We start from the raw sequence: 15,279 nt of genomic DNA, 5'->3' as shown, positions 1-15,279 counted from the left end.
TTTTACTCTTCGGAAGCGGAAACAGGTGAAATTCGGTATAAACCGGCACCATGATAATTAACCTCCGGAGCGAATTCTTCAGCTGAAAATTTTCCCAGATCCTTATGATTCCATAGATCGCGGATTTCGCAAGCGCCTTCAAATCCAAGCTCACGAAGGTTCACCGGGATTTTAGCAGACTGCTCCTGCCCAGGTGTAGGATCTTCCGCAGCAATCATAAATTCTACTGTAGAGCCATCCTTGACAGAAGTTCCGCCAATATCCAGACCGGCAAAAGTCCTGAATCGTGTGGCTCCTTCCGGTAATGCATACTGAATGATCGATTGGGAATGCGTCCCGATCCCATTACTGAAAACGGTGCCTTTCACATTCAGTTCTCCACCGGAAATACTTTTATTTACCGAGACCTCACCCCAGCCAGCAGTGGCTTTTTCCCATTCCATATCGGTCAACCTGATGGAATCCCCATTTTGGAAATAGATTGTGGGATTGATCCAGTTGGCATGATCATAATTGTAATTATCACCGCCATCGCTCACAATCAGGTAAAGATCCCTGCTATTTTCGGGAAGTTTGATATCGATCTCTTTTCCGAAGCCATCGGTCAATGTGGAAATCGTTCCACTTCGATAAAGAAGTTTTTCAGTACCTACAAAACCATCACCGGCGCTGTTGAAAACCGCTACAAATTTATCATCGCTTTCGGGATCATCAGCAGTCCAGGCTATCAGTTCATTTTTATTGAACCATTCTTTATTGTTGATCGATTTTGCGTGTACTTCCAGCACTTCCCGATTGGTGATCAGGGAATCTGTAAAAGGCTTATTATCCGGAAGGTTCCCACCGAACATCAACGGCGATTTGAACATTGTCCAGAGGGTCATCAAGGTATATTGTTCCTCCCTTGTAAACTTTGTATACCTGTTTGTGGCCCTTTCTCCACGGATGAATTTACCGAGCGGTAACATATCGGCATCAGGCCAGGCTCCTTGCCGAATATATGGTGCCCATTCCGCACATTTCTCAAAAGAATAGCTGAGCTGGGCCCAGTTATCCCAAAAATCATCTATTGTTCGCCACATATTGGCATGATTGGCCGCGTGCTCGTGCATGTCTACAGGTGTAGCTCCCGGGGACATACTCAGCACGATCTTTCTTCCTGTTTGATCAATAGCCTTGCGAATCATTTCAATTTCATCGGCATGATAGGGCCTGGAAAGATCATCTACTTTCACGAAGTCCACGCCCCAGGAAGCATACAGATCGAAAATGGAATTATAGTATTCCTGTGCGCCCGGCTTTCCCTTTACGATGGTGTAATTATCCTGAAGCCAGGTACATTCTGATTCGGTTGAGTAAATATCAGCCGCGGTTCGATCACTTCCTTTAATGGGTAATTTATTGAAAACTGCTTCCTTCGGAACGCCACGCATGATGTGAATTCCGAATTTCAGCCCCCGGTCATGCATATAATCTGCCAGGGATTTAAAGCCTTTTCCGTTTGCCGCGGAAGGAAAACGCCTGGGAGAAGGCTGGTACCTTCCGTATTCATCCAAAATAAAATCTGATTTCTTGTAGGCGTTGTAATGCCCGGTGGTTTGATTATCTACATACCAGCGAATATCCACCACCACGTACTCCCACCCAAAATCCCTGAGGTTTTCAGCCATATAATTGGCGTTTGCCTTGACCTCCTCTTCCACTACCGAAGGACCGAAACAATCCCAGCTGTTCCAGCCCATTGGCGGAGTGGCCGCCCAGGAACGAAATTCCGGCTGTTCTTCCTGGGCAAAAATATCGTTACATTGGAACAATATAAAGCCCAATAACAGCCAGACAAGCGGTAATTTCGATCTTCGGAAGTGTTTACTCAAAACGTTTATTTTGAATTACAGGTTAAAAGATTTCGCATCGCTGAGGAATTTTTCCAGGCCGGAATCGGTCAACGGATGCTTCAGCAGCCCATCTATGGAAGACAGTGGACCGGTCATGACATCAGCTCCCAGTTTGGCACAATTTACCACATGCATGGTGTGCCTGATCGAGGCGGCAAGGATCTCGGTTCCGAAATCATAATTGTCATAAATCAGCCTGATATCGGCGATTAGCTGTAAGCCATCTGTTGAAATGTCGTCGAGTCTGCCCAAAAACGGGGAAACGTAGGCCGCACCGGCTTTAGCCGCAAGCAGTGCCTGTCCAGCCGAAAAAACCAGAGTGCAATTGGTGCGAATCCCGTTATCAGAAAAATATTTGATCGCCTTAACCCCATCTTTGATCATAGGGATTTTCACCACGATCTGGTCGTGAAGTTTCGCGAGCTCTTCCCCTTCTTCGACCATTTTGTCAAATTCAGTAGCGACCACTTCCGCAGAAACATCCCCGTCCACGATCTCGCAAATCTTTTTGTAATGTTCTAAAATATTGGCTTTCCCGGTGATACCTTCCTTCGCCATTAGCGACGGGTTGGTGGTCACGCCATCTAAAACTCCTAAATCCTGAGCCTCCTGGATCTGGTCTAGGTTGGCTGTATCAATAAAAAACTTCATATTATGCTCCGTTAAAAAATATCATTACTCCGGCTACAATTACGACGATCACCACAGAAACTGCGATATCCACCCAACTGTAACTCACTTTATTATTTCTTTTTTCCTCTTCAGAAATAGTCTGATAGGTCAAATTCTCGATCTTTTCGCTGGATGGCGCAGGTGATAATAAGCTCACTGCCACGATCAAAAGCACGCAGAACAGGAAGAACCAGGAAGCGAAACTCAGGAAGTTCAGGTTCCCGATAAAGAACAGGATGCCGTCTGGATCCAGCGATGATTTGACCAGTTCAAGGATGATCCTGATTGCCGCTACGATCAACCCAGTGATAAGCGTTACGAATGCTCCTTTGGCGTTGATCCTTTTGGAAAATATCCCTAACAAGAATACCGCGGTGATCGGCGGTGCGATATACGACTGTACACTCTGCAGGTATTCATACAGAACGCCTGAAATGTTAGCCATGATTGGGATCCACACAATACCGATGATCACGATGATCACTGTCGCGATCTGGCCGGTTCTAACCAGCTTCTTTTCGGGGGTATGTGGACGCAATTTTTTATAAATATCGACTGTAAACAAAGTGGAACAGGAATTGAAAACTGAAGCCAGCGAGCTCATCAATGCAGCCAGTAAACCGGCAGCTACAAGTCCGCGTAATCCTGATGGCAACAGGTTGCTCATCAATACAGGAAAGGCTTCATCTGGGCTGTCCCATTCCAGCTCTCCGCGCATCTTGAGCGTCAACGCAATAATCCCCGGAACCAGGAATAAGAAAACCGGAAGCAGTTTTAAAAGTGCCCCGAAAATGGTTCCACGGCGACCTTCTTTAATATTTCGGGCTGTCAGCGCTCGTTGCACAATGTACTGATCGGTACACCAGTACCAGATACCCGTGATGGTACTCGCGATCAACAACGGCAGCCATGGAAAGTTAGGATCACTCATCGGCCTCCACATATTCAGGTATTCCGGGCCAATAGTATCGGTCATACTTTCCCAGCCTCCAACTCGATCCAGACCAATGATCGTAAGAGCCGCGGCTCCAATGACCAAAATGATCGCCTGTAAAGTTTCAGTATACACCACGGCACGCATTCCGCCAAGAACTGTATAGAGGCCGGTCAGCACAACTGTTCCGAGAGCTCCGGTCCAGAAATCAATTCCTAATAAGGCTGCTACCACAATTCCTCCGGCATAAATGGTTACCGAAATTTTAGTAAGTACATACGCGATGATCGAAAAGATGGAAAGCACCCATCTGGAGCGAGCATCGAAGCGTTTCTCCAGGAATTCCGGCATGGTAAACACCCCGCTTCTTGCATAGAATGGCAGGAATACCCAGCCAAGAATGAGCACCACCCAGGCCTGAATTTCATAGATGAGCATGGGAAGTTTGTCGCCTGCTCCTGCTCCGGCCAGACCAACAACATGCTCGGAACCAATATTGGAGGCAAAGATGGAGGCTCCTACTACGAACCAGCCCACGTTCCTACCTGCCAAAAAGTAATCTTCGGTATTCGTGTTCTTCTTTTTGATCACCCAGATGGCGATTCCTACCAGTATGGCGAAATAGATCGAAATGGTGATCCAGTCAAAAGTATCGAGTGTTTGCATCTTATTTTACTGAAAATTTATAAGCAGTTTCTGAAGTATAAGTATCTCCAGGTTCCAGCACTACGGAAGGGAATTGCTCCTGGTTTGGAGAATCTGGATAATGCTGGGTTTCCATGCAGAAACCGGTACGTTTTTCATAATTCCCACCACCTTTGGCCGGCAGACTGCCATCTAGAAAATTCCCGATATAGAACTGTAAAGCCGGTTCGGTAGTGTAAACTTCCATCAATCTTCCGCTTGTTGGCTCATAAGCCGAAGCCGCCAGACGCATCCCGTTGTCCTGATCATTCAATACCCAGCAGTGATCAAACCCTGGACCTCGTTTTAGTTGTTCATTAGATTCTTCCTGCTTCATTCCCTCTGAAATAGGAGTTGGCTCCCTAAAATCGAATGGAGTTCCTTCTACCGGCTCCAGTTTCCCGGTTGGGATCAGGGTTTTATCAACCGGTAAATATTCATCTGCATCAATCTGTACCACATGGTCCAGAATGGTCTTGCTGAAATCTCCGGAAAGGTTAAAATAGGAATGCTGGGTGAGGTTTACCACGGTCTTTTGATCTGTTGTCGCCTCATACTTAATATCCAGCTCGTTATTAGAATTGATAGTGTAGGTTACTGTAGTTTCCAGATTTCCTGGATAACCTCCTTCTCCATCTTTACTGGTATAAGTGAGCTTCAGAGAAGCTTCATCTTCGCCGGCGCTGGGTTCCACATTCCAGATCACCTTGTCAAAACCTTTATTTCCGCCGTGCAAACTATTCGGACCATCATTGGCTTCCAGCTGATATTTTTTTCCGTCCAATTCAAAAGAGGCATTCGCGATGCGATTTCCGAAGCGACCGATGATCGCCCCAAAGTAGGTTCCGGCAGTTTCATATTGCGAAACCGAATCCAGCCCCAGTACCACATCCTGGTATTCCCCATTTTTATTCGGAACTTTTAAGGAAGTAATGATCCCGCCATAGTTGATCACGCTCATTTCCAGGCCTGCGGAATTCGTGATCGTATATTTTGTTACCGCCTCCCCTTCGGAAGTTTTACCAAACTCAGATTCACTGATCTGCATTCCACGGTCATCGCGGGTGCCTTCGGCCTGCTCATTTTCAGCAGCGGAGCCTTCATTTTTATCAGTATTCTTACACTGAATGAAAAGCAGCGAGCTCAACAGAAAAATGGCCGGCAAGGTTTTGAATATTTTTTTCATAATGCTTGTTTTAGTGGTTACATTCCGTGCTGGAACAAATGGTAATAGGCTTCGTTGGCATTGATCTTGTCTTTGAAATCGCGCACTTTGGTCTGCTCGTCGATCACCAGCAGTTCGATCCCGGCGATATCGGCGAAATCTTCCAGAAATTCCGTAGAAAGTGCCTGGGTATACACGGTATGGTGCGCACCACCGGCAAGTATCCAGGAGGTTACAGCCACATCCATATTTGGTTTGGGTTCCCAGAGCACACGGGCTACGGGAAGATTCGGAAGATCGGCTTCCGGTGCCACTGCCTCCACTTCGTTCACGATCAAACGGAAACGGTTGCCCATATCGACCAGCGAGGCATTCAAAGCGGCTCCCTTAGGGGAATTAAAAACCAGTCTTACCGGGTCTTCTTTTCCGCCAATTCCCAGCGGATGCACTTCACAGGAGGGTTTTCCTTCAGCAATCGAAGGGCAGATCTCCAGCATGTGAGAGCCCAGGACATAATCGGTATTTTCCGTAAAATGATTCGTGTAATCTTCCATAAAGGAAGTCCCGCCTTCCAGTCCCTGTGCCATTACTTTCATGGCTCTTAACAAGGCCGCAGTTTTCCAGTCACCTTCAGCTCCAAAACCATAGCCATCGGCCATCAGCCTTTGTACGGCAAGACCCGGAAGTTGTTTCAATTCTCCTAAATTCTCAAAAGTATCTGTAAAAGCCTTGAAGCCTCCTTTATCCAAAAAGGCACGTAAGCCGAGTTCAATTTTTGCCGCCTCCACAAGGGAATCCCGCTGATCTCCACCTTCCTTTAATGCTTCGGAAAGCTCGTAATCGTTTTCGTAAGTTTTCAGCAAATCCTGCACCTGCTCGCTGGTTACCTGGCGTATTTCGGCCACAACATCTGAAGAGTCATAGGCATTCACTTCCATCCCAAATTTCATCTGCGCGGCTACCTTGTCACCTTCGGTTACCGCAACCTGGCGCATATTATCGCCTATTCTGGCCACCTTCAAATGCTGTAATTCATCCCAACCAAGTGCCACACGTTGCCAGTTGCCCAGTTTGCGCTGGGTGCTATCGGTTTTCCAGTGACCAACGATCACCTTGCGTTTTTTACGCATTCTGGTCATCATAAAACCGAATTCACGATCTCCGTGAGCCGACTGGTTCAAATTCATGAAATCCATATCGATCTTGTTCCACGGAATCTCCGCATTGAACTGGGTATGCAGATGGCAGATCGGTTTTTTCAGCAGTCCCAGGCCTTTGATCCACATTTTGGCGGGTGAAAAAGTATGCATCCAGGTCACCACCCCAATACATTCCCGGCGGTTATTGGCCTCCAGCATCACCTTAGTGATCTCATCTGGCGTAGTCACAGTATCTTTGTGTACCAGTTTTACGGGTACCAGTTTGGAATCATTAAATCCCTGAACAATTTCTTTGGAATTGGCGGCGACCTGTTTGAGAGTTTCTTCGCCGTATAAATGCTGACTTCCGGTGATAAACCAGACTTCTTTTTGGGTAAAATCTGTCATTTCCTTTTTATATAATATTAATTCTGACCGTAATAGGCATCTTTTCCATGCTTACGCTCGTAGTGTTTTTTAATCAATGAATCTTTTAATCGCGGTGCCTTCGGATTGATCTGAAGGGTGAGATAGGCCATTTCCGCGACGGCTTCCAGCACTTTGCTGTGGTACACCGCTTTAGCCGCGGTCTTGCCCCAGGTAAAAGGTCCATGATTTCCTAAAAGGACCATGGGTACTTCTTCATAGGAAATGTTCTTTTCCTTAAAACATTCCAAAATCTGGATGCCGGTATTGTGCTCGTAATTGCCTTCGATCAAATCGTCCCGCATAGGCGCTGCACAGGGAATATCTTCCGTAAGATGATCGGCATGCGTCGTGCCGAAAATAGGAATATCCAGCTGACTTTGCGCCCAGGCAACCGAATAAGTCGCGTGGGTATGGGCGATCCCACCGATATTCTTCCAGTTCTTGTACAAATAGGCGTGGGTCTTGGTATCAGAAGAAGGTCGCATCTTTCCTTCAACCACATTATTGTCGAAATCGAGGATCACGATATCTTCCGGTTTCAGGTCTTCATAAGGTACGCCGCTCGGCTTGATGGCAAAAACACCATTTTCCCGGTCTACAGCGCTAACATTTCCGAAGGTATAGATCACCAGACCCAGCTCATTCAGCTGCATATTGGCCTCGTAACATTCCTGTTTTAAGTCTTTATACAAGCTCATTTTGTTTGATTTTATTACTGATCGTTTGTTCGACGAACCCGGCCAGGATTTTATATTCGGTCATAAAACTCTTGATTTCTTCCACTTTTTCAGGCTGCGGAAGGTATTCTGCTTCAAATGCACTTCCCAGTTTTTTACTGGCCTCGAGCACATTTGGGTACAAACCTGCTGCTACCGCGGCATAGATGGCCGCGCCCAATGCCGGAGCCTCATCAGAAGAAGCTACTTTAATTGGCATATTCAGCGTATTGGCAAGGGTTTGCATAATATATGGCGATTTCCTGGCCACGCCGCCAATCCCGATCACCGTATCGATCTTCACACCTTCTTCCACAAACCGGTCTACGATCATCTTGGAACCAAAACAGATCGAATTGATCAAAGCCTTAAAAATATGCGGCGCTTTGGTACCGAGAGAAAGGTTCGTAAAGGCACTTTTAAGTTCCTGGTTCGCATCGGGCGTTCTCCGGCCATTGATCCAATCTAAAGCTATTGGAATACTTTCGGAAAGTTCCAGGGCTTCCGCCTGTTTTGACAATTCCGGTATGAATTTTTTAGAAATTTCTTCTTTCAGGGCGGTTTTTTGCTCTTCGGAAAGAATTTCAGAAGTATAAACCAGGTTTTCCAGTGGCCATTCCAGCACGCTCCTGAACCAGGCCAGCACATCGCCAAAAGCCGATTGTCCCGCTTCCAGGCCGATCATCCCCGGAATCACCGAGCCGTCTACCTGTCCGCAAATTCCCCTGACCGTCGTATCACCAATTTCAGCATTTTCAGAAACGATGATGTCACAGGTCGAGGTTCCCATTACCCTGACGAGCGCATTTTTATCGATCTGGGCGCCCACCGCTCCCGAATGGGCATCAAAGGTTCCAACAGCCACCACACAATCGGTGCTCAAGCCTAATTTATCAGCCCACTGCTGGTTCAAATTCCCCGCAATTTCATCTGAAGTATAGGTTTCAGCATACAAACGTCCGCGCAAAGCGGCAAGGTAAGGATGCAACTGACCCAAAAATTCTTCGGAAGGAAGACCATCCCACGACTCGTGCCACATGGCCTTATGTCCCGCCGCACAGCGACTGCGTTTGAAGTTTTCCAGATCAGAATCAATGAGCATAAAGGTCATCAAATCACAATGTTCCATCCAGGAGTAGGCAGCATTCCGCACTTTTTCGTCTTCCCTGGCAATATGTAATATTTTGGCCCAGAACCATTCTGAAGAATAGATACCTCCTTCAAACCTGGTATAATCCGGGCCACCCCAATTTCTTGCTAAATCGTTGATTTCATTAGCCTCTTCTATGGCGGTATGATCTTTCCACAAAACCATCATGGCGTTGGGATTATCCTGAAATTCGGTTTCCAGGGCCAGCGCTTTTCCTTCTGAGGTCACAGGGACCGGAGAAGAACCGGTGGTGTCTATACAGATTCCTTTCACCGCCTTGCCATCGATACCGGTTTCCTGCAGAACCGATTTGATCGTGTTTTCCAGCCCCTCGATATGATCCAGCGGGTACTGGCGAAATCGATTGACTTCCGGTTTACAGAAAGCTCCTTTTTTCCAACGCTCGTAAAAGTGCGTCGAAGATGCCTCTTCTTTCCCGGTTTCCGCATTCACCAAAACCGCTCGAACCGAATCTGTCCCGTAGTCCAGGCCTATAACATACTTATTCATCCTCAAATCATTTATTTCAAATATATCATTTTTCATTTAATAAGCGTAAATAAAACACTTATTAATTTAACTCATCTTTAACTTCAGGACATTGAGCGAATAAGGCTTTAAAGAAACTTCCAGTTGCTGCGATCCAGTTTTGATAGTTTCCTCTACCGGCTGAATGTTCGTGGGGTTCTCAAAAGAATTTTCAGCAGATAAATCCTGTTTCTGCAGAACCATCATTTTCCCGGAGGAACCTAGCCTTGTGCCTTTTACATCCAATTTAACTGATTTTTCTTCGGAAGAAGTATTTACCAGCTTGATGATCAATTCCCCTGAATTTGAATCGGTAACCGCCGAAGCGTAGAGTTCCTCCTGCCCAATCAGTTCTTTCCCATCTTCCGTAATCTTCAACAGGTTTGTCCCGCTATTGGTTCCAAATAGTTTCTGAACATAATAATTTGGTGTTCCGTATGATTGCAGGTTGTCGAACCAGATCATATCAGGAGTCCATTGCCAACCTTCTTTATGAGCCATCAGGGGTGCGTAAGAAGTGAGCGTCACTACATCAGCATTTCTTTCCAGGCCGGTCATAAATGCTGCTTCAGATAAGGCAGTTTCCCAGTTATTCTTATTTTCGGGACTGGCAATGGCTACACTTTGAGCAGCATATTCACCGGCAAAAACCTTTGGTCCACTTCGGTCATAATGGTCATACCTGTTGGCATTCTCGCGAAACCACTCCGGACTTCTGTAATAATGTTCATCTACGATCGCCGCTCCCATCTCTTTTAACTGTTCCCAACCATATTCAAAATATTCTCCATCGGGAAAAGGACCGCTTCCCGAAACAATGATGATTTTAGGATATTTAGCCCGAATGGCCTTTTCGAATTCCTTATATCTTTTAATGTATTCCGGTCCCCATTGCTCATTTCCAATTCCGATATATTTCATTTGGAACGGCTCCGGGTGTCCCATTTCCGCTCTCACTTTTCCCCAGTTGGTTTCGGGACCCCCGTTTGCAAATTCAATCAAGTCAAGCGCATCCTGAATGTACGGATCAAGATCCTGCATGGGCACCAGCTCACCAGTATTGAACTGGCAGGCAATTCCGCAGCTTAAGATGGGTAAGGGCTCTGCACCCAGATCTTCTGAAAGCTGGAAGTATTCATAAAAACCAAGCCCGAAACTTTGAAAATAATCAGGTGTTAACCGATGGGAAAATTCTTCATTCCAGCGATTGACCAGGGTTTCCCGCTCTTCAACAGGGCCAACGGTCTTTTTCCACTGATATCTTTGCGCCAGTGTTCTCCCTTCCACAATACAGCCACCCGGGAACCTTAAAAAGCCGGGGTTCATAGCTGCCAGTAATTGTACCAGGTCTTTACGAAGTCCGTTCTTTCTTCCTTTCCAGGTATTCTTCGGGAAAATCGAGATCATATCCATCCAGATATCCCCGGTTCCTTCAAAAGTCATTCTAAGTTTGGCTTTTTCCACGGTTTCCGAAGGAATTATTTCGGTTTCATAAGATTTCCAATTTATAGAATTAACCGGGACTGTAGTGGAACTCACCAAATTATCTTCCTCATCTAACAATTCAAATTTTACCGCCGAAATTGCCCCTTTATTCGCTGCATCAAAAGAAACGCGGTACTGCTCACCTTTTTTAATTCCCATTCCCCGGTAACCTTGATTTATCAACTCATATCCCTCTGGATCATTCACCGTTACCAGCACATAATTGTGGTTATTTGTGCTATCGCTATATTTTACGAGTTGGGCCTTTCCACTATTTTGATTGAAAGAGTGCCGGTCGCTGTTTGGTTCTTCCCAACCCATCAAGCCTAATTCAAATTCAAAGCTTCGGTTCTTTACCAGTTCCGGGTACAATCCGCCATCTGCGGCAAAATTGATGTCTTCGAAAAAGATCCCATACATGGTGGGCTGAATTTCTGCAAAAGATTTGCTGGCATCCACGCTTAGGTTGTGATCCTGGGCTTTCAGTTTCGTACTTCCAACGATGATCAATACGATCAATATGCTGTATAATTTTCTCATGTTCTATCCTTCGAATTATTTTTTAACCATACTTTCATTTTACCAATCCCCCGATTCGACCAGGAATAGTAAGGGATTGCCTTAAAATCATCAAATTTCAAGGTGTTGACGCCCTGTAGCAGATCTTTCTCGAATTGTACGCTGAAATTCGTTTGAGGAGTGATTTGCAACTGTTCAAAATTGTCTTTATTATCAACTTCTTCCACGGCATAAACAATTGGCCCGTATTCTAGGGATACTTTCCCTCGATCATCCTCCACTTTATCATCTGCCAGTACTTCCCGAACCTGCATTGGAAAATCCAGTACAATCGTAGTGGATTCCTCCCATTTTCGATCCATTACCAGATAACCATCAACAATTTCAGCGGTCATTTTTTTACCATTTACCATCACTTCTGGCATTTCTTCCATTTTGCTGGAATACTGATACAGGTTGCCTGGCAACACTTCATTCCGAGCCCATCCAGGCACTCTCAATTTTAATTCAAATTCAGCAGGTTTTTGAGGTTCTACAGCTATTTCTACCATTCCGTTCCAGGGGTAAGCAGTTTTTTGTGAGATTTGTATTACCTGATCCTGAAATTCGATATCTGCGGTATTGGAAGCATACAGATCAACATAAATCGCGCTTTCAGATTTTGAATAAATTAAGCCCGGGATGGATGGAATAAATCGAATGACATTCGTTGGGCAACAGGAGCAATCAAACCAGTCTTTCCTCGTACAGGCGCCCTGGTTGAATTCATAGGTCCCATCTGATTCGAGCGCATTGGGATAGAAAAATTTCTGTCCATCCAGTGACAGCCCGGAAATAAGCCCATTATAGAGCGTGCGCTCGATCACATCAAAATACTTTACCTCACCGGTAATATTATGTAACCGATGATTCCAGTAAACGTCGCCAATGGCCGCACAGGTTTCATTATAAGCCGTAAGATTCGGCAACTCATAATTTTCCCCGAATGCCTCTCCTTCATGCTTCGCCCCTATTCCGCCGGTGATATACATCTTCTTATTGACCATGTTCTCCCAGAGACTGGTGACGGCTTTATAATAAGCTGAATCCTGCTGAAGCGCAGCAATATCAGTCATTCCTGCATACATATACACGGCGCGTACAGCATGACCAACCACCTCATCCTGTTGGGTAACCGGCTCATGATCCTGGGAATATTCCCCAAACAGTTCATGATGATCTGGATTCCCGCGGTTATCCAGAAAGTACCTGGCAAGTTTAAGATAGTCCTTGTTTTCAGTGATACTGTATAATTTGATCAAACCTGTTTCAATAATCTGATGCCCTGGCACTGCATGAATTTGCCCTTCCTGGTCCCCAAAGGTTTTGACCATAAGGTCTGCATTTTTTAGAGCAATATTCAAAAAATTCTCTTTTCCGGTTGCCCTGTAATGAGCGGCAGCAGCCTCATATAAATGACCGGCATTGTAGAGTTCATGGCTCATTGCCAGGTATTCCCAACGTTTCCCTTCATTAACCTTTACCCAGGAAGCCGGTGGTTTAGCTGGATCAATCGTTCTCCAGGTCGTAAGATATCCATCTTTTTCCTGCCCGGTCTGAATAATGCTGATAAGGGAATCCAGGGCTGTTGATAAGGTGTCATTTGGAGCACTGATCAAAGAATACGATGCACCTTCAATGATCTTATAAACATCTGTATCATCAAAAGGCATGGCCCCTTTCACATCTCCTTCCATCTGCCCTCCGGCGATCAAAAAATTATCGAGACGCCCTTCTTCTTCCACTTTGTTCAAAGCGTAATCTATCGTCTTCTGCTGAACTCTTTCAATGATGGGAAGCCAAAAAGAATCGGTTAATTTCACATGCCTGATATCCACCGGCTCTAAATGATACGCCAGAACATCAGTATCGTTTTCTTTGATCTCTTTCCGTTCTTCTTTACAGGAAAACAGCAAGAAAACAGCTATTACTAATCCCGCTAAGGAAACCATCTTTTTTTTCATCATCTTGATTCTTATTTAAAGTCTTTTAAAGTCGGCCACCCGTCGATCCAATCGATCTTCCGGATGCCCAATTTTGGTGCGCCATTATCATTTGCGTCATACGCATGGAAGAACATCAAATCTTCCCCTTCAAAATGGTAGACGCTATTATGACCACGGCCGTACCAGTCTTCATTTCCTTCTAAAACAATACTTCCGCCACCCTGATTCAGGGGGATCCCATTCTTATCGAAAAACGGACCTGTTGCTTTTTCAGATCTGCCAACTACTACTTTATAAGTACTCTCTTTTCCCCGGCAACACAGGTCCCAGGATAAAAACAGGTAATACCAGTCTCCTTTTTTAAAAATAAACGGTGCTTCTAAAGCTGCGTCTCCAGGATCCTTATTATCCAGCTTAAAGGAACGTTGTCTCCTGGCAATGGTTCGCCAGGCTTCCGGTTGGGCTATTTTTGTAAGATCCTCATTCAGTTTGACCATTTTTAAACCGTTCCAGAACGATCCAAAAGCCATCCAGGCATTTTCATTTTCATCAAAAATGATGTTGGGATCGATCGCATTCCACATATCCCTATCGGGAATGGATCGTACCACTATTCCATGATCAATCCACTGAAAATTTGCATCTGAAGGATCCAGGGTTTTATTGGTTGCTACCCCTATCGCTGAAGTGTTTTTGGCGAAAGCTGATACAGAATAGAATAAATACCAGGTATCCCCTTTTTTAATAATATCTGGCGCCCAGATATGGTTTTCAAAATCTGGAACTACGGAATCTGTCCACGCAGGTTTTTCAGGAAACACCGGCGGCATTTTTTCCCAGTTCTCAAGATCTGTTGAGGCATACACTCCGATGCCCTTGCCAGTATTAAAAAGATAATACTTTCCATTTTCTTTGGCCACCACAGGATCATGCACGCGTATATTAGCCGTTTTCTGAGCGCTACTGACTGTAAAAGTCAAAAGAAGAACTAGGATTATAAACTGGCTGATTCTCATCTCATTTTTTATTTCTGAATTCCTTCCGAAGTCATCTGAATTCTTTTCAGTGTTCCATCAGCATTATAAAAAAGCTGGTCTATGCAAACCGATCTTCGGAAACTACCTCCCTTTGTGGGGATGCTTCCGTTGTGATAAATGAAGTAATCGATCCCCTTAAATTCAATAATTGCCTGATGATTGGTATTGCTATTTCCCGCGACTTCATTCAGAATACCTTTATATTCCCAGGGTCCTTCCATAGACCGGCTCATCGCATAAGCTGTTTTTTCAGGAAAATCATAGGCGTACGATAAATAGTACCAGTCTCCTTTTTTATGAATGTAAGGCGCTTCTGTATAATGTGGCAGGCTGGTAATGGCGTGGATTTCTCCATCCAGTTCGATCATGTTGTCTTTTAATTTTGCCCAGTAACAAACGGTATTTCCCCAGTATAAATAAGCCTGCCCATTATCGTCTATGAACACAGTAGGATCAATATCATCCCAACTGATATCGGTAAATTCCGTAGTCATATCATTAGTGATCAAGGCTTTGCCTATGGCATCTTTAAAAGGCCCTATCGGACTATCAGCCGCGGCTACACCAATGGCCTTTCCCGGGTGCGTATCATCGTGATGGACCGTTACGTACCAGTAAAATTTGCCATTTTTCTCAATCACTTCGGCAGCCCAGGCATCTTCCTTCGCCCATTTAAAATCAGAAGCTTTAAGCGGAACGGGATGCTCTTTCCAATGAATCATATCTTCAGAAGAATAAACCAGCCACTCGTTGAGATCGTAAAAATTATAATCATCAGCCGGTTCATCGTGACCTGCATAGAGATACACTTTCCCATCGTGAACTATCGCAGCGGGATCTGCCGTGTATTTATCGGTCACTATGGGATTATTAAAATGTTCCTGCTGCGCCATAGCCAGAAAAGTAGTGCCGAGCAGCATACAAAAAACCAGGTTCCTCAT

General features: G+C 45.2%; 11 protein-coding genes. All 11 read right to left on the bottom strand.

Annotation, left to right across the window (positions count from 1 at the left end):
* Nucleotides 1–2 precede the first annotated feature (2 nt).
* Nucleotides 3–1,874 (bottom strand): NPCBM/NEW2 domain-containing protein, encoded by a 1,872-nt coding sequence (locus GRFL_RS18170; protein ID WP_083644699.1) that lies wholly within the window; start codon nucleotides 1,872–1,874, stop codon nucleotides 3–5.
* 15 nt (nucleotides 1,875–1,889) lie between these two features.
* Nucleotides 1,890–2,546 (bottom strand): fructose-6-phosphate aldolase, encoded by a 657-nt coding sequence (gene fsa, locus GRFL_RS11190; RefSeq protein WP_083644698.1) that lies wholly within the window; start codon nucleotides 2,544–2,546, stop codon nucleotides 1,890–1,892.
* 1 nt (nucleotide 2,547) lies between these two features.
* Nucleotides 2,548–4,167 carry a sodium:solute symporter gene (locus tag GRFL_RS11185; protein WP_083644697.1) on the bottom strand — a complete coding sequence of 540 codons (1,620 nt, stop codon included), beginning with the start codon at nucleotides 4,165–4,167 and terminating at the stop codon, nucleotides 2,548–2,550.
* 1 nt (nucleotide 4,168) lies between these two features.
* The gene (locus tag GRFL_RS11180) at nucleotides 4,169–5,371 is read right to left on the bottom strand and encodes an aldose epimerase family protein (protein ID WP_083644696.1); all 1,203 of its coding nucleotides are present in this window, start codon (nucleotides 5,369–5,371) and stop codon (nucleotides 4,169–4,171) included.
* A gap of 17 nt (nucleotides 5,372–5,388) precedes the next feature.
* Nucleotides 5,389–6,897, bottom strand: coding sequence for an L-arabinose isomerase (gene araA, locus GRFL_RS11175; protein ID WP_083644695.1), 1,509 nt, complete (start codon nucleotides 6,895–6,897; stop codon nucleotides 5,389–5,391).
* Between the two features lie 17 nt (nucleotides 6,898–6,914).
* A complete protein-coding gene (locus tag GRFL_RS11170; RefSeq protein ID WP_083644694.1) occupies nucleotides 6,915–7,616 on the bottom strand; it encodes an L-ribulose-5-phosphate 4-epimerase in 702 nt (233 codons plus the stop codon).
* Nucleotides 7,603–9,294, bottom strand: coding sequence for a ribulokinase (locus GRFL_RS11165; RefSeq protein ID WP_083646102.1), 1,692 nt, complete (start codon nucleotides 9,292–9,294; stop codon nucleotides 7,603–7,605). Before GRFL_RS11165 ends, GRFL_RS11170 begins: the two co-directional genes overlap by 14 nt.
* 66 nt (nucleotides 9,295–9,360) lie before the next feature.
* The gene (locus GRFL_RS11160) at nucleotides 9,361–11,337 is read right to left on the bottom strand and encodes an alpha-L-arabinofuranosidase C-terminal domain-containing protein (RefSeq protein WP_083644693.1); all 1,977 of its coding nucleotides are present in this window, start codon (nucleotides 11,335–11,337) and stop codon (nucleotides 9,361–9,363) included.
* Nucleotides 11,334–13,322 (bottom strand): glycoside hydrolase family 127 protein, encoded by a 1,989-nt coding sequence (locus GRFL_RS11155; protein ID WP_083644692.1) that lies wholly within the window; start codon nucleotides 13,320–13,322, stop codon nucleotides 11,334–11,336. Before GRFL_RS11155 ends, GRFL_RS11160 begins: the two co-directional genes overlap by 4 nt.
* Before the next feature lie 8 nt (nucleotides 13,323–13,330).
* The gene (locus GRFL_RS11150) at nucleotides 13,331–14,281 is read right to left on the bottom strand and encodes an arabinan endo-1,5-alpha-L-arabinosidase (RefSeq protein WP_236995792.1); all 951 of its coding nucleotides are present in this window, start codon (nucleotides 14,279–14,281) and stop codon (nucleotides 13,331–13,333) included.
* Between the two features lie 44 nt (nucleotides 14,282–14,325).
* On the bottom strand, nucleotides 14,326–15,279 hold the full coding sequence (locus GRFL_RS11145; RefSeq protein WP_083644690.1) for a glycoside hydrolase family 43 protein: 954 nt from the start codon (nucleotides 15,277–15,279) through the stop codon (nucleotides 14,326–14,328).

The organism is Christiangramia flava JLT2011, assembly GCF_001951155.1.
GTDB lineage: Bacteria > Bacteroidota > Bacteroidia > Flavobacteriales > Flavobacteriaceae > Christiangramia > Christiangramia flava.
Note: the sequence above shows the minus strand (reverse complement) of the source record. Positions and strands in the feature narration are given on the sequence as shown.